The sequence below is a fragment of the Arthrobacter sp. FW306-1B-G06A genome (assembly GCF_058781765.1).
Genome location: NZ_JBYSXB010000004.1, coordinates 1 through 15564, shown reverse-complemented (window position 1 = coordinate 15564; position 15564 = coordinate 1). Strand labels below are relative to the sequence as shown.

Here is a 15564-nt window from a genome sequence, read left to right as displayed (position 1 = left end):
CGGGCTTGTCCCTAGCGTCGAACGATTGACCTCAAGAGCCTCAATGCTACCGACAGAGAAGCCATGTCGTCGGCCTCCAGCGCGTTGACCTCGTCGAACATGCTCTTCGCGCGGCCCAATTGCTCGGCATTGATGCCTTCCCAGGCCCGCAAACGGGCCTCGGCGTCGAGGTCGGCGTCGGTCGATTCGAGCACCGATGTCGTCATGTCCGCTACGGTCGAGTAGAGGTCGTCGCGCAGGGCTGCACGGGCAAGAGCCTGCCAGCGGTCATCGCGCGGGAGCGCGGTAATTCGCTCCAGCAATGAATCGACGTGGAAGCGGTCGAATACCGTGTAGTAGACGTGGCTGACCTCTTCCACACGGGCGTCGCGGCTGTGCGTGATCTTGGCGATGTCCAGGAGCACGAAGCTCTCGAACAGCTCGGCCCAGCGATGGGCGAGCGTGTCGGGAAGGCCCCACGAGCGCGCCTTTTCGAGCCAGCCGGTAACGCGCTCTTTGTCGCTGCCGCGCAAGTAGTCGAGCACCCGGGCCCGCATCGGATCCATCATCGGCTTGAATTCCGCGACGATCTCCGAGATCGGCTTCGAGGCGTTGCCCTGGCTCAGCAACCAGCGAACGGCACGGTCCAGAAGCCTCCGGATGTCGAGGTGGACGGTGCTCCAGTGTTCCGTGGGGAACGAGGCAGGCAGGGCATTGAGCTCCCGCACCATCGACTCGAGTTCGTAGATCTCACGGAGGGCTACGAACGCCTTGGCGACGGCGACCTCGGTAGCCGAGGTCTCCTCCATGGTGCGGAAGGCGAAGGTGATCCCGCCCAGGTTGATCATATCGTTGGCCACCACGGTGGCGATGATTTCGCGGCGCAAGGGATGGGTGTCCAGTTCCGCGTCGAACCGCTCTCGGAGCTGCTTCGGGAAGTAGGAGCGGATCGTCTTACGGAACCAGGGGTCATCCGCCAGATCACTGTCCCGCAATGCCGAGCCCAATTCGATCTTGGCGTAGGCGGCGAGCACGGACAGTTCCGGGGACGTCAGGCCCTGGCCCTGTTCCAACCGTTCGCGAAGCGTCTCGGTGGTCGGCAGCGCTTCGACGTCCCGTTTGAGGTCGGCGGACTTCTCGAGCCAGTCCATCAGGCGCTCGTAGCTCGGGCTCCATTCGGCGACGCGAGTGCGGTCGTTGAGCAAGAGGATGTTCTGATCGATATTGTCTTCGAGCACAAGGCGCCCGACCTCGTCGGTCATGTCGGCGAGGAACGAGGTGCGCTCGGAAGCATCCAGTTTTCCTGCGGCAACCATCCGGTCGACGAAGATCTTGATGTTGACTTCATGGTCGGAGCAATCGACGCCGGCAGAGTTGTCGATTGCGTCGGTGTTGAGGATGACACCCTGCAGAGCGGCCTCGATACGTCCGCGCTGCGTCATTCCGAGGTTGCCGCCTTCGCCCACGACTTTGACGCGGAGTTCGCGCCCGTTCACGCGGATGACGTCGTTTGCCTTGTCTCCCACCTCGGCGTGGGACTCGGTGCTGGCCTTGATGTACGTTCCGATTCCGCCGTTGTAGAGGAGATCGGCCGGAGCGAGGAGGATTGCACGCAGAAGTTCAGGCGGACTCAGCTGAACCGTTCCGTCCGGCAGGCCAAGGGCACGGCGGACTTCCGGCGAGATCGGGATGACCTTGGCCTGGCGGGGGTAGACCCCGCCGCCTGCGCTGATGAGCGAGCGGTCGTAGTCGTCCCAGGAGGAGCGGGGAAGCTCGAAGAGACGCTGCCGCTCGCCGAAGGACGAAGCCGCGTCCGGCGTCGGGTCCAGGAAGATGTGGCGGTGGTCGAAGGCGGCCAGCAGGCGGATGTGCTTGGAAAGCAGCATTCCGTTGCCGAACACGTCGCCGGACATGTCGCCGACGCCAACCACGGTGAATTCCTCGCTCTGGGTGTCAAGGTCCAGCTCGCTGAAGTGGCGCTTGACCGACTCCCATGCGCCGCGGGCCGTAATGGCCATGGCCTTGTGGTCGTACCCCACGGAACCACCGGAAGCGAATGCGTCCCCCAGCCAGAATCCATACTCGGCGGCCAGGCCGTTCGCGGTGTCCGAGAAGGTAGCGGTGCCCTTGTCAGCTGCCACCACCAGGTACGAATCGTCGTCATCCTGACGGACAACGTCCGACGGCGGCACAATCTTCTCGCCGTCGGCTGTGGTCACGAGGTTGTCGGTGAGGTCGAGCAGGCCGCGGATGAAGGTCTTGTAGCTTTCGATGCCCTCGGCCATCCATGCGGCACGGTCAAGTGCCGGATCCGGAAGTTGCTTCGCGAAGAATCCGCCCTTGGCACCGGTCGGCACAATCACGGCGTTCTTGACGGTCTGTGCCTTGACCAGCCCGAGGATCTCGGTCCGGAAGTCTTCACGGCGGTCCGACCACCGCAAACCGCCACGGGCCACCTTGCCGAAGCGCAAGTGCACGCCTTCAACGCGAGGCGAGTACACCCAGATCTCGTACTTTGGCCGCGGGAACGGCAGTCCGTCGATCGTGGTCGGATCCAGCTTGAAGCTGACGTACGACTTGCCCTGGAAGTAGTTCGTGCGCAGCGTCGACTCGATGAGGTTGACGAAAGTCCGCAGGACCCGGTCGGCGTCGAGCGTTGCCACCTGGTCAATTGCTTCGGCCAGTGCGGCGCGGGCGCCCTCCTGGCGGGCCGGACGCGCGGCGTCAGGCGACGACGGATCGAAGCGCGCCCCAAAGAGGTCAATAAGGCCGCGGGCAACCTCCGGGTTGGCGAGGAGGGTATCCGCTATGAACTCGAAGGAGTTGGTGTTCCCCATCTGGCGCATGTACTTCGCATAGGCGCGGAGCATGACAACCTGCCGCCAGTGGATACCTTCCCGGAGGACGAGCCGGTCGAAACTGTCGGACTCCACCGCACCGGTCACGGCGGCGCTGAAGGAGTCCGCCAAGAGCTGGCCGGTAGCCACGGGATCGACACCGGCGGGGTACTTCAGGCCAAGGTCGTAGAGGAAGAAGTCCCGGTGGTCGGCAGTCTCAATCTCGAAAGGCCGCTCATCGAGAACCTCAAGGCCAAGATTGTGGAAGTAGGGCAGGATCTGGCTCAGGCTCTTCGGTTCCAAAAGGTAGAGCTTGACGCGGGCATCCTCTTCGAGCAGTTCGCCGGCGCCGTTGGGCAGGTAGACATGCACGCCGGGGACCGCCTGGACAGCGACGGCGTCGCGGTCGGTTGTGGCGGCATACTTCTCGAAACGCTCAATGTCCTTGAGGGCGTCTTCGACTTCGTAGTCGACCCGGTAGCCGGCGGGGAACGCATCTGCCCACAGGGCGGACAACCGCTCGGCATCCAAACCGCTGGTGTTCTCGCGGAGCACCTCCGCAATTCCTTCGGCCCAGGACCGCGAAGCCCGGACAAGCCGCTTTTCGAGTTCACCGGCGTCGACGTCGCGAAGCTCAGCCTCCCGCGGGAGCCGGATACGGAAGAACACCCTTGAGAGTGCGGACTCCGTGATCCGGGCCTCGTAGTCGATGCTCTCGGCTTCGAAGGTCTCGCGGAGTTCCTGTTCAATTCGCTGCCGGACGTTGGTGGTGTAGCGGTCACGGGGCAGGTAGACCAATGCCGACATGAATCGCCCATAGATGTCCGGGCGCAGGAAGAGCTTCGTACGACGCCGCTCCTGCAGACGCTGAATGCCCAAAGCCGTTGCTGCCAGGTCCTCGGTCTCTATCTGGAAGAGTTCGTCACGGGGGTAGGTCTCGAGGATACCGACGAGGTCTTTGCCAGAGTGTGAGTCCTGGGGGAAACCGGCCGAGCGGAGCACGGCGTCGACCTTTTCCCGAACGATCGGGATGTTCCTTACGGAACCGGTGTACGCGCTCGTTGCGAAGAGGCCGATGAAGCGGCGCTCACCGTTGACGTTGCCGGCAACGTCGAAGCTCTTGACACCGATGTAGTCCAGGTACGCAGGGCGGTGAACGGTGGACCGCGAGTTGGCTTTGGTGATGACCAAGGCACGCTTCTCGCGCGCCTTCCGGCGTCCGGCATCGGTGAGGTGCTGGATTTGGTGCGGGTGGTCCCCCGCCCTCAAGAGTCCCAGACCGCTTGCTTCACGCAACTCGAGTACGTCTTCACCGTTCTCGGTGATGAGGTCGTATTCCCGGTAACCAAGGAACGTGAAGTTGCCGTTGTCCAACCAACGCAGCAGGTCCTGCGCTTGCCTGAGTTCCGCGATGTCTTCCGGGTGGGCCACTTTGTCCAGGGACGATGCCAGCTCGAGCGCCTTCGTGCGCATTTTGGGCCAGTCTTCGACGGCGGCCCGGACGTCGTTCAGGACGCGGTGGATTCCGTCCACGAGTTCCTTCTGGAAGTCGTCGGCCACCCTGTCAACCTCGACGGCGATCCACGACTCCATGTGGGAGACGTTGTCACCTTGGGCGATCAGATGGGCGATGTTCGGCATCGCCGCGGTGTCACCGCTCGAGATGCCGATGTTCGACGGCACCCGGGCAATGTCGGACAGGTCGCCGGTGAGGTGGTCACGCGAAACCACGAAGAGCGGGTGCATGACGAGCCGGATAGCGCAGTTCTGGCGAACGAGTTCGGCGTTCACCGAGTCCACGAGGAACGGCATGTCATCCGTGACGATGTACAGAATGCTGCGGTCACCCTCATTGGCGATCCTGACGTTGGCAGTGCCCGGCTTGCGGCTCTGCCCCGCTTCCCGGTGTGCCGCCGCCCTGGAGGTCAACTGCTCGGCAGCGTACCCGCGGGCGTCCTCCTCAGCGAGATGCTCGTAGTAGTCCCCGAAGAATCCCTCCCGGACTACTGCAGGTTTAGAACGATCCTCCACGCTGGATCCTGACGACATCGACAAACGCCTCCATCACATCTCAATTGCTGCGTCCTTGCAGCCCACATGGCGAGCCTAACGCTTTAGACGACGCCTTGCTCTGGAATAAATGACAGAGGATTTGCGATTTTGCTGGACAGGTGCACATACCATATTTGCGATGGCGAGCCGCAATGGAGATTCGGGCGCAGCCTCGAAGAGGACAGAGCCGGACAACAGGGCCACGTCGCAGGCTTCAGGATCGGATGGCAGGAACGCTTCGATGCCTTGATTGGGTCCGTACCGCTCCCATGCTTCACGGAGTTCACGTTCGGGTGAGCGGCCAGCGGATGCGGCCCGGACCTTGTTCAAAACCACTCGGGGAGCCGCGTGCGGGACAGCCTGTTCGAGCTCCGCGAGGCCACGCACGAGTCGCGGAACGCCAACGGCATCGGCCGCGCCGACGGCGTAAACGGTGTCCGCCAGTTCGATACTGCGGAGGGTCGCGGCATTGCGTCGAGGGGCCATCGTGTCGAAGCTGAGTTCTTCGTCCGCTTCAAGGCAGAAACCTGCGTCGACTACGACGACGTCCGCGATCTCCTTGGAGAGCTCAAGCACCGAAGAGAGCGCGGCGGCCCGGAGCTCCGTCCACCGGTCCGCGCGCGTAATGCCGGTAAGAACCCGGAAGCTGGTGGTTTTGGCGAAGACCGGCGCGGCGATCCGCTTGAGCGATTCGGTATCCAGCAATCCTTGGTCCGCCAGTCGACAAGACTGCGCCAGTCCGGCGGATTCGTCCAGCAAGCCCAGCGAAGCCGCGACGCTGGCCCCGTAGCTGTCTGCATCGAGGAGAATCACTGACTTGCCTTCCGCCGCCAACTCTGCAGCAATGTTGACCGCCACAAGAGTCCTGCCAGGCGCCCCGGTAGGCCCCCAGACCGCGATGATCCGGCCAGCCCCGGCCGGCACGTGTTCCGGTTCTTCCGGCGCATCGGTGGGACGGAGTTCTGCCGCGGTATCCGCAAACCCGGAATCCCGAGGCTCCGCGCGTCGTCTTCCTTGTCCGGGCAACTGGCCTACGGCATCGGAGATCCTCGACGCCAGCGTTGCCGAATCCACATCGAGCGACGCCGTCACGACGCCGATGCTGCGCAGGCGGCCCTCCTCTCCCGGATCGTCGCTCAGGGCGACGATGGAGACTCCGACAGCCGCCAGCCGGTCGACCAGCGACGCCGTCAATTCCCCAGCGCCTTCGGCGATGACGGCGGCGCGGGCGAGACCGCTTTGGCATGCGGCCAGGAGTTCGGCGAGTTCACCACACCGACGCACCACCGTCACCGGCCCGTGGAGCCGTTCGAGTCCGCCGACCAAATCTTCCCGGGATTGCCCGACTGTGACAACCGGGATACTCACTTGCTGGCACCGCCCGGATTCCACACCACGGCAATCTTCGCTTTGTTTGCCTGCGCACCAAGAAGGTTCGGCATCTGCTCATCGGTCACCAGGACCAGAACCACCTTCTCCTTGGACGCTCCAAGGGTGGAGGCACCCTCCGTGACCTGGGCGATCTCCGCGCCGGGCAACAGCAACTGCGGCGTGCCGAAACCGTTGCGCACATCGGGGTGGGCCACCCAGACGTCGACGCGGGATCCTGCCACAGCCTGGGAAGGCAGCGATTCCTGGATCGCGATCGCCACCGGCTTGCGGTCCAAGGAGTCGGCGGCGCCCAGGCTTTCCTGCGGGACGAGTTGGTTCTTGGCAATTCGCTGGATGGCAACTCTTCCCTCCGGCAGACCGCCAGCCAGAGTGACATAGCTGGACTCAACGTCGTCGAGCCGGACCTTGACAACCGCAAGATCGTCCTTGCTGACTTTCTGGCCCACGGCAATCGACTCGCGCGCCGCATAGACCTGAATGGTGCGGTCAGCGGTTCCAACGAGGGCGATGACGCCGGCCAGCGATGCCAAGACCAGGAGAATCCCCACCAAAAGCCGCGGATCCCTCCATGACGGTTTCCTGAGCCGCGCTGCAGCGGCCCCGGTAGTTACACCCATCCTGCTCCCCCGTTTGTTTTGTTAGTCGGCGTCGACCTTCAGTGGCCTTTATTCTGACCGCATCTGGGTCCCTTCCGAAAGCCACATGCCTCAAATTACATCAACCTGTGGATAACCGCGGCAAGTGGATCGAACAGTGGCAAAATGGATGCATGCCCCGATTCCTCACCCTCGCTGATGTCGCCGAACAGCTTCAGATCAACTCGCCGCAGGCATACGCTCTGGTGCGAAGCGGTGAGCTCAAGGCCATCCAAGTGGGCGGCAGGGGCCAGTGGCGCGTCGAAGAAAAGATGCTGGAGCAGTACATCGAGGAACGCTACGCCGAGGCCAGCAGGATCATCCAAGAGGCCAAATCCAAGTCGTCCTGATCTCCGTCCAGCGCCCCAGGACAACGACGGCGGGGAGCCGGCCGGGCTAGAAGTCCTGGCCCCGCAATGAACGCAGCGCGGCAAGTGACTGGAACGGAATTGTTGCCACAGATACGACGTTCCCGGACCGGCGGACCTCGCCCGGCAACATCACCGCGAGATCAAAGTGGTCCTTGCCGACGCGATCAATGACGCCCCGCATCGTCCGCTCCTCCTGCGCCAACTCAAGCAGATGAACCGCCAGTTCCGCCCTGTCACGGGCCAGCATTCGCAGTGCGCTGGCCAGGCCAAGCCGCTGTGATGCCTTCGATTGGCCAGCCCGGACCTGCCGGCCCAGGCCCTGATACGCCAAAGCCGCCGCGACGGGCACCAACCACTGGTGGCGACCTTCGTCCAAAACCACCGATTCGCTCCCGACATGACTAAGCGTCCCTGACACCTGCGTTCCGGATCGGAGCTTCACATCAATCTTCCGGCCGATCGCGCCACGCAGCCTGTCGGAGACGTCGATTCCGGCGATCTCCACACGTGCCCGCTCTGAAATTTCCGATTCAAGTCCCAGCAATCGTTCAGAGGCCAACTGTGCCTCCATGTCTTCAAACAGAGCATCCCAACGCATTGCGTCAGCGTAAGCGGGCATCCCTCGACGGTCAATCTTTCTTCATCGACAATCCATTCCTAGACAAATGCCACTCGTTGTGACCAAAATAATTCAAACATCATTAAATAGCATCAAATTGCACATACTTGCATCAACTGGGTAAGGGGAACCCATGGAACAGACGAACAGGCCCGTTCGGAACGATGTTGCAATGGCGGTGACCATCCTGGTGCTCGCCCTTTTGCTCGCTGTCACTGGACTGATCTTGGTTGACCGATGGAACTCCGCGGCAGGACGACTCCAGACACCCATGTTCGAAGACCTCCTGGGATTTGTCGCAACTGCCTCCGGTCTGGGGATCGGCGCCTGGTGGATCGCCACGTTCATCCTGGCAATGGCCGCCGCGCTCCTCCAGCAAATGGGAAAGAACCGCTGCGCGAGCGCCACCGCCAAACTCAGCCCTGCGTTCATGCGCAGACTGGCCGTTGCAATTCTGGGCCTGAACCTCGCGGGAATCCCCGTGGCGAATGCGGCACCGGCACAGTTTGAAGCAGCGTGGAGCCCGGCGAACGGCTCAAACTCGTCGAGCGGCATCTCTGCCCAATGGAAACCCTCCCCTAGTCCTTCTCCCCATCTCCCGGCCATTCCCTCGTTTGAGTCCGGCTCGTTGGAGATCAACCCGCATTGGCAACCCCGCGCACCTGCCACTGCGCCCGGGCTCCTGGGTAACGGGCCCCAGCGTGGCGCCGAACAGCCTGCTTCGCCAAATCAACGCGAAGTGGTGGTGAAACAGGGCGATTCACTGTGGTCGATTGCCGCCCGGCAGCTGGGCCCCATGGCCAGCGACGTCGACATTTCCCACCACTGGCCGAGGTGGTACTCCACCAACCGGCATGTCATTGGAGACGACCCTGGGCTCCTCCTACCGGGTCAGGTCCTCCAACCACCGCCGAACCAGTGACCCAGCCCAACCACCACCAACCAGCGATCCGTAACCGAGGAAGTCCATGAGCGCATCACCAGCCGTCCGCAGCGTGCCGAATGAAGTCCTTCAGGCGGCTTCGCCACCCATTGCCTCCCGTTCGATCATGGCTTCCCCTCGTGCGAAAGCCCGAACGGACGGGCCGTCGGGCGGGGGGCCATCTCCTGCCCGCAAAGCGGCCCAGATCCGCAGTCTCGACGGCGAAATCCGCGCACTGGCCCGCAGCATCGCCCAAGCCGCGCTCGAGGTCCTTGCAGGCACCCGGCCGGCGCAACAGCTCTCACGGACCCTGGATCCCGGATGCCTCAGCGCCCTTCAACACCGTGCCGCATTGACGCGAGCCCATGCTGCCAACGCCCCGGGTGGGCAGTCGCGCCTTCACCGAAGTCCAATGGTCCGTTCCGTGCGTGTCTGCGCGGTGAACGACGGAGTGTACGAGGCCAGCTTGGTTGTCTCGGAAGAACTCCGCTCCCGCGCCGTAGCCATGAGGCTTGAAGGGATCAACGGCGCATGGCGGGTTACCGCCCTCGAAATCGGCTGACGGCCCGGTTCAAAGCACGCGAAAACGGAGAGGGACCAGAACGCGCGTTCTGGTCCCTCTCCGTTTTCGCTGCAGGCATCGGCTTATTGGAAACGTCCGGAGGCTGCGGGCGTCAGCTACATGCGTCAGGCAGTCGCAGTGTCAGCGGCGCTTCTTCCTGTTGGATCCGCGTTGCTTGTCATCAGCGGCAGCCTTGGCGGGGTTGCCTGAGCGGCCCGAGGCCCTCCCCTCGACGCGGGTCTGGCTCGCGCCGTCTTCACCAGGCGCCGTGTACTGCAGCTGAACAGGCTTTTCCGGGGCTTCGAGGCCGGCCGCGCGGATCTGCGGATCGTGATGTTCCACGTGACCGCCTTCAGGGCTGCCATCCACTACCACCACGTCTTCGGCGGGCGTTACTTCCACTTCCAGGTTGTAGAGGAAGCCCACGCTCTCTTCGCGGATGGCTTCCATCATGCTCTGGAACATCGTGAATCCTTCACGCTGGTACTCGACCAGGGGATCCCTTTGGGCCATCGCGCGCAGGCCAATGCCTTCTTTGAGGTAGTCCATCTCATAGAGGTGTTCCTGCCACTTGCGGCCAAGGACCGAGAGGACAACCCTGCGCTCAAGCTCGCGCATGTTCTCGGCGCCAATGGCTTCTTCCCGCTCCTTGTAAACGAGCTGGGCGTCCGAAAGGATCTCGTTTTTAAGGAATTCAACGGACACCCGCGCCTTCCCGCCGGCTTCGTCGATGACGTCCTGGGCCGTAACAGTTACCGGGTACAGGGTCTTGAGGTTGGTCCACAGCTGGTGGAAGTCCCAGTCATCGCCGGTTCCCTCTGCCGTCGCGGCATCGATCAAGGCATTGATGGTGTCTTCCAGGAAGAACTGGACCTTTTCGTGCAGGTCGTCGCCTTCAAGGATCCTCCGGCGGTCGCCATAGATGGCTTCACGCTGGCGGTTCAGGACGTCGTCGTACTTGAGGACGTTCTTGCGCTGCTCGGCGTTCCGCCCTTCAACCTGGCCCTGGGCCGAAGCGATCGCGCGGGACACGAGCTTGGATTCGAGTGCAACATCGTCCGGTACCGAGCTGTTCATGAGGCGCTCGGCAGCGCCGGAGTTGAAGAGCCTCATGAGGTCATCGGTCAGCGAGAGGTAGAAGCGGGACTCCCCCGGGTCGCCCTGGCGGCCCGAGCGGCCACGCAGCTGGTTGTCGATTCGACGGGATTCGTGGCGTTCCGTGCCCAGCACATACAACCCGCCAAGTTCAAGCACTTCCTCATGCTCGTCCTTGACTGCCTGCTTGGCCGCTTCGAGCGCTTCGGGCCATGCGGCCTCGTACTCCTCGGAGTTTTCCTCAGGGTCCAGGCCCCGCTTTGCCAGTTCGGCGATGGCCGTGAACTCGGCGTTTCCGCCCAGCATGATGTCAGTACCGCGGCCAGCCATGTTGGTGGCGACCGTGACGGCGCCCTTGCGTCCCGCTTGCGCGACAATCGCGGCCTCGCGTGCGTGGTTCTTTGCGTTCAGGACCTCGTGCCGGATGCCCTCTTTGGCCAGCAGCTTGGCAAGGTATTCGCTCTTCTCAACGCTGGTAGTGCCGACGAGCACGGGTTGGCCCTTCTCGTGCCGTTCCGCGATGTCCTTCACGACGGCTTCGAACTTCACGATTTCGTTCTTGTACACGAGGTCCGACTGGTCGATGCGCTGCATGTCCCGGTTGGTGGGAATGGGTACCACGCCAAGCTTGTAGGTGCTCATGAACTCGGCGGCTTCGGTTTCAGCCGTGCCGGTCATGCCCGAGAGCTTGGAGTACATGCGGAAGTAGTTCTGCAAGGTCACAGTGGCGAGAGTCTGGTTCTCAGCCTTGATCTCGACGTTTTCCTTGGCCTCGATCGCCTGGTGCATGCCTTCGTTGTAACGCCGTCCGGCGAGGATACGGCCGGTGTGTTCGTCAACAATGAGGACTTCGCCGTCGAGGATGACGTAGTCCTTGTCCCGCTTAAAGAGCTCTTTGGCTTTGATGGCGTTGTTCAGGAAGCCGATAAGCGGGGTGTTGGCGGATTCGTACAGGTTCTGGATGCCGAGGTAGTCTTCGACCTTCTCGATGCCGGCTTCGAGAACACCGACCGTCCGTTTCTTTTCGTCGACCTCGTAGTCGACTTCAGCCTGGAGGCGCTGCACGACCTTGGCGAATTCGCTGTACCAGCGGTTGGTGTCACCCTGGGCAGGACCGGAAATAATGAGCGGAGTACGGGCTTCGTCGATGAGGATGGAGTCCACTTCGTCGACAATCGCGTAGTTGTGGCCGCGCTGCACAAGCTCGGATTTGTCCCACGCCATGTTGTCGCGCAAGTAGTCGAAGCCGAATTCGTTGTTGGTGCCGTAGGTGATGTCTGCCGCGTACATCTGACGGCGCACTTCGGGATCCTGGTTCGACAGGATGCAACCGCTGCTGAGGCCAAGGAAGCGATAGACACGGCCCATGAGTTCGGACTGGTATTCGGCGAGGTAGTCGTTGACTGTAACGACGTGCACGCCCTTGCCTGTCAGGGCATTGAGGAAGGCCGGAGCGGTGGCCACAAGGGTCTTTCCTTCACCGGTCTTCATTTCGGCGATATTGCCCAGGTGGAGGGCGGCCCCACCCATGAGCTGGACATCGAAGTGGCGCATCCCCAAGGTGCGGGAGGAAGCTTCACGCACCGCTGCGAAAGCCTCCGGCAAGAGATCGTCCAGCTTCTCGCCGTCCTCGTGGCGGGCGCGCAGCCTGTCCGTCTCCTCGCGCAATTCGGCATCGGAGAAGGTCTTGAAGGAGTCTTCGAGGGCGTTGATGGAATCGGCGTAGGTCCGCAGTTGCCTCAGGGTTTTTTTGTCACCCGTGCGGAGAAGTTTTTCGATAAGTGATGCCACGTAAAGTTGCTCCCAGTCTCAAGCTGCCGAATTCTGGCGGTTTCAGTCTACGGGAGAGACCAACGCCACGCGGCCCCGTTTCCCTGAGAGCGGAGCGCAAGGCGCCCGCAGGCCACCGCCGGAGACCCATGACCTCAGCCGCGGGCCACTGCCGAGGCAAGCGGCGACGAGAGATCGCCCATCGGTGACACGACGACGTCGTCGAGTCCCAACCACTGCGCCATAAGCCGCAGCTCGGCGGCAAGCTCGACGGCGGTGTCCGCCGGTGCGTCCGGCTCGCCGTGGGCGGCACGCACCAGAAGCTGCTTGGCTGCGCGGTCGGCCTTGAGGTCTACGCGCGCGACCACTGCGTCCCGGAGGAGGAAGGGCAGCACGTAATACCCGAACTTGCGTTTCTCCGCAGGCGTGTAGATCTCGATCCGGTAATGGAAGCCGAACAACTCCTCGAGCCTTCTACGCTCAAAGACCAGTGAATCAAACGGGCTGAGCAGGGCACGGCCCGTGGCGGCCCTGGGAAGACGGGCCTCCGCGTGCCGGTACAAGGCCCGGTCCCAACCACGCACCGTGACGGGCTCCAGGCGGTCGGCGGCAACGAGCCTGTCGATCGATGCTGCAGCTGCCTTCACCGGAGTCCGGAAGTAATCGGCGAAGCAGCGGATTGATCCGATTCCATGGGCCTGGGCTGCCGCGTCGATCAGTCGGTCCATTGCCGCCGTCGACAGCTCGGAGCCGCCGTCCGGGAGGGCTCCTGCTCTGGGGATGACCGCAGGCAATCCCGATGGCAGGACCCGCGATGTCAGCGTGTACCGGCGCTCGAACTGCTCTGTCCTCGACGCGGCCGTCACGAGCCCCTCTTCAAACAAGTGCTCCAAAACCCTCTTGACCAGGTTCCAGTTCCACCCCCAGTTATCGTGCTGCCGGTCTTCCTGGTGCCCTAGGTGGGCCGTCAATTGTGCGGCAGTCATGGGGCGCCCGGTTGCGAGCGTATCGAGGATCCGGTTGGCCATGTCCTCCCGGAGTCCATGTTCCAAGTGGGCTGCGCCCACCCATGCGCGGTTTTGCCAGAGCAGCAGATCCTGGAAGTGTTCCGGGCGGATGAAGCTCGCCTCGTGCGCCCAGTATTCCATCATGCGCCGTGGACTTCGCCCGGCCATCGCATGAAGGATGCTCCGGTCGTAGTTGCCAAGCCTTGAGAAGAAAGGAAGGTAGTGGCTGCGCGAGAGGACATTGACGGAGTCGATCTGCACCACGTGGAGGCGGGCAAAGGTGCGGCCCACCGCCCGCGAAGTCACGGGGCCGGTGGGCCGTTCCTTGTCCAGTCCTTGGGCTGCCAATGCAATCCGCCGTGCCTGCAACAGGCTCAGCGAAGCGGCCATGCCAGTCCTTTCATGGGAATTACGAATGCAAGCTAGGCTGTGGCGGCTTGGTCATTCGAACGGTAAGCGTGGATCTTTTCCTCCACGGGTTCGTCTCCTGGTTCGCATGTGGAGTCCAGAGTGATTACTCCATATGTCCAGCCACGGCGGCGGTAGACGACCGACGGCGTGTTTGTTTCCTTGTCCACGAACAGGTAGAAATTGTGGCCCACCAATTCCATGTTGTCCACCGCGTCATCAAGGGTGAGCGAAGCGGCGGGGAAAACCTTGCGACGAATCAGGACCGGGGAATCACCGGCCGGAATGTCGTTGTCGACGTCGTAGGGCGAGGTCTCCACCGGTGGCGTCGTTGGCTCCTGGTGGTTGCTTGCCTCTACGTAAATGGGTTCGCTCGCGCTGGCCGGCTCGAGCGTCGCAGTAGCCTCACGAACGGCTTTGGGGGTGTGGCGGCCGTGGTGGACCTTCTTGCGGTCCTTGGCCCTGCGGAGCCTCTCCAGCAGCTTGCTATAGGCGAGATCAAAGGCGGCAAACTTGTCAGCGGCGCTCGCTTCGGCCCGGATCACAGGGCCCCGGCCCAGAACTGTCACTTCGACCGTGAGCTGGCCCGGTGTCTGGCGCGGGTTGGTTTCCTTTGAAACCTTCGCGTCGACCCTCTGGACCTTGTCCCCAAGCGATTCAATCTTTGATATCTTCTCGCCGGCATACTCGCGGAAGCGATCCGAAACGGTCAGATTACGGCCGCTGATCATGAACTCCATGGTGCCCTCCAAACAACTCAGGTGACACGATAAGGGCGCTTCTAGGGGCTGATCTGACGGACAGTCGAGCCCCTTTCCGAGCCGCTATCGACAGGTACATCTGTTCTTGGTACCCATAACCGACGTTAGTTCATCGCCACTGGTAATTCATCCTTTCGTCACTTATTTTTTGTTTGAGTCGGCGCGGGCTGGGTGTCCAGCCCGTCCGCAGGTAGGTCGCTTCCGGCCGGCGGCCGCGTGGCGGCAAGGACCACCGCTCCGCACACCACGCCTCCCGCCGACGACACGGCCCGGGCGGCTTCGGCGAGGGTCGCACCCGTAGTGAGGACGTCGTCGACGATGACGCATGCCCTGCCCTCCAATGACCTTTTGCGGGACAGGCGAACGGTCATGGAACCACGGACACGGCGCGCACGCTCTCCGCGGCCCAAGCCCTTTTGCCCGCTTCCCGGTCCGGGCGCCTTCTTCAAGGCATCCGTCATATGCAGACCCGGCAAAGCGCTACGTTGTCCCAAGCGGCCAAGCAAGAGATGGACCGGACTGAATCCGCGGCGCCGGAAAGCCGCGTTGCTGCTGGGAACAGGTATAAGGCAGACGCCTGCCGCGTCTCCAACGGCAGACCGGATGGCCTTGCCCAGTGCAGGCGCGAGTACGGAGGCGAGCCGTCCCTGGCCCAGATGCTTGAAAGAAAGCAGGGCTTGGGCCAGTTCGTCCCGGTAGTGTCCGGCCGCGACGACGGGCAGGATCACGGCCCCTTCCGCCGTGAGCAAAGCCGGTGCCTGTCCTTCGGCGCGGAACGGACGGGCGCATAGCAGCCGCAGTCGCCGTGCACAGGTGCCGCAGAGCGCCGAATCTTCGAAACCGCAGCACACACATTCCACAGGGGCCAGAACAGCCAGCAGCTCGACGAAGGCCTCACCGACGCCCTGCGCGAGCCTCGCCAATCGTGCAGGATGGACTCCCCGATGGCGTGCGTCGTCACTCGGGACCACAGTGCGGTCAGGGTCACGCACCCGGCAACGGCCCTCAGTACCCATGCCCCAAGCATCCGGCTCCTCGACGGCTGCCAACACTCCCCAACCGCGCTATGTGGAGAACAAGTGGCGACGTTGTCGGAACGTGGGCCCACGCCGCCAGGGTTCCCTGGCCGAGCGAAGCGAGGTTAGGGAGGCGGT

11 protein-coding genes are annotated in these 15564 nt (G+C 62.9%); 3 read left to right on the top strand and 8 right to left on the bottom strand.

Translation table 11 applies throughout. The features are described 5' to 3' along the window. Positions 1–11: 11 nt before the first annotated feature. Genes AC3WJM_RS02870 through AC3WJM_RS02860 form a run of 3 tightly spaced genes read right to left on the bottom strand, consistent with a single transcriptional unit; the run spans position 12 to position 6877 of the window. The gene (locus AC3WJM_RS02870) at positions 12–4865 is read right to left on the bottom strand and encodes an NAD-glutamate dehydrogenase (RefSeq protein WP_492271170.1); all 4854 of its coding nucleotides are present in this window, start codon (positions 4863–4865) and stop codon (positions 12–14) included. Positions 4866–4922: 57 nt separating this feature from the next. Then, on the bottom strand, positions 4923–6236 hold the full coding sequence (locus AC3WJM_RS02865; RefSeq protein ID WP_306961037.1) for a CpaE/TadZ family protein: 1314 nt from the start codon (positions 6234–6236) through the stop codon (positions 4923–4925). Further along, the gene (locus AC3WJM_RS02860) at positions 6233–6877 is read right to left on the bottom strand and encodes a hypothetical protein (RefSeq protein ID WP_492271169.1); all 645 of its coding nucleotides are present in this window, start codon (positions 6875–6877) and stop codon (positions 6233–6235) included. Before AC3WJM_RS02860 ends, AC3WJM_RS02865 begins: the two co-directional genes overlap by 4 nt. 152 nt (positions 6878–7029) lie before the next feature. Between AC3WJM_RS02860 and AC3WJM_RS02855 the strand changes: the two genes are divergently transcribed. Further along, the gene (locus AC3WJM_RS02855; RefSeq protein WP_059387549.1) at positions 7030–7245 is read left to right on the top strand and encodes a helix-turn-helix domain-containing protein; all 216 of its coding nucleotides are present in this window, start codon (positions 7030–7032) and stop codon (positions 7243–7245) included. Positions 7246–7291: 46 nt separating this feature from the next. Here AC3WJM_RS02855 and AC3WJM_RS02850 read toward each other — a convergent pair whose 3' ends face one another. Next, positions 7292–7825, bottom strand: coding sequence for a hypothetical protein (locus AC3WJM_RS02850; protein ID WP_492271168.1), 534 nt, complete (start codon positions 7823–7825; stop codon positions 7292–7294). A gap of 193 nt (positions 7826–8018) precedes the next feature. Here AC3WJM_RS02850 and AC3WJM_RS02845 point away from each other — a divergent pair, with 193 nt between their 5' ends. Together AC3WJM_RS02845 and AC3WJM_RS02840 are read left to right on the top strand one after the other, a co-directional pair. Then, positions 8019–8807: a LysM peptidoglycan-binding domain-containing protein gene (locus tag AC3WJM_RS02845; RefSeq protein WP_492271167.1), complete on the top strand. Its 789-nt coding sequence runs from the start codon at positions 8019–8021 to the stop codon at positions 8805–8807. Between the two features lie 46 nt (positions 8808–8853). Further along, positions 8854–9369, top strand: coding sequence for an Rv3235 family protein (locus tag AC3WJM_RS02840; RefSeq protein ID WP_307053561.1), 516 nt, complete (start codon positions 8854–8856; stop codon positions 9367–9369). A gap of 141 nt (positions 9370–9510) precedes the next feature. Here AC3WJM_RS02840 and secA read toward each other — a convergent pair whose 3' ends face one another. The 4 genes from secA to AC3WJM_RS02820 all read right to left on the bottom strand — a co-directional run bounded on the left by secA (position 9511) and on the right by AC3WJM_RS02820 (position 15426). Continuing rightward, the gene (gene secA, locus AC3WJM_RS02835; RefSeq protein WP_441432485.1) at positions 9511–12255 is read right to left on the bottom strand and encodes a preprotein translocase subunit SecA; all 2745 of its coding nucleotides are present in this window, start codon (positions 12253–12255) and stop codon (positions 9511–9513) included. Positions 12256–12389: 134 nt separating this feature from the next. Further along, positions 12390–13631, bottom strand: coding sequence for a winged helix-turn-helix domain-containing protein (locus AC3WJM_RS02830; RefSeq protein WP_492271166.1), 1242 nt, complete (start codon positions 13629–13631; stop codon positions 12390–12392). Positions 13632–13663: 32 nt separating this feature from the next. Then, positions 13664–14389, bottom strand: a complete 726-nt coding sequence (gene hpf, locus AC3WJM_RS02825) for a ribosome hibernation-promoting factor, HPF/YfiA family (protein ID WP_234748144.1) — start codon at positions 14387–14389, stop codon at positions 13664–13666. 158 nt (positions 14390–14547) lie between these two features. Then, the gene (locus tag AC3WJM_RS02820; RefSeq protein WP_492271165.1) at positions 14548–15426 is read right to left on the bottom strand and encodes a ComF family protein; all 879 of its coding nucleotides are present in this window, start codon (positions 15424–15426) and stop codon (positions 14548–14550) included. Between the last annotated feature and the right edge of the window lie 138 nt (positions 15427–15564).

Excerpts from the sequence above, each read along its gene's own strand:
- AC3WJM_RS02860 (WP_492271169.1), bottom strand. The coding sequence starts at position 6,877 with ATGGGTGTAACTACCGGGGCCGCTGCAGCGCGGCTCAGGAAACCGTCA.
- AC3WJM_RS02840 (WP_307053561.1), top strand. The coding sequence starts at position 8,854 with ATGAGCGCATCACCAGCCGTCCGCAGCGTGCCGAATGAAGTCCTTCAG.
- AC3WJM_RS02845 (WP_492271167.1), top strand. The coding sequence starts at position 8,019 with ATGGAACAGACGAACAGGCCCGTTCGGAACGATGTTGCAATGGCGGTG.
- hpf (WP_234748144.1), bottom strand. The coding sequence starts at position 14,389 with ATGGAGTTCATGATCAGCGGCCGTAATCTGACCGTTTCGGATCGCTTC.
- AC3WJM_RS02855 (WP_059387549.1), top strand. The coding sequence starts at position 7,030 with ATGCCCCGATTCCTCACCCTCGCTGATGTCGCCGAACAGCTTCAGATC.
- AC3WJM_RS02870 (WP_492271170.1), bottom strand. The coding sequence starts at position 4,865 with ATGTCGTCAGGATCCAGCGTGGAGGATCGTTCTAAACCTGCAGTAGTC.
- AC3WJM_RS02830 (WP_492271166.1), bottom strand. The coding sequence starts at position 13,631 with ATGGCCGCTTCGCTGAGCCTGTTGCAGGCACGGCGGATTGCATTGGCA.
- AC3WJM_RS02820 (WP_492271165.1), bottom strand. The coding sequence starts at position 15,426 with ATGGGTACTGAGGGCCGTTGCCGGGTGCGTGACCCTGACCGCACTGTG.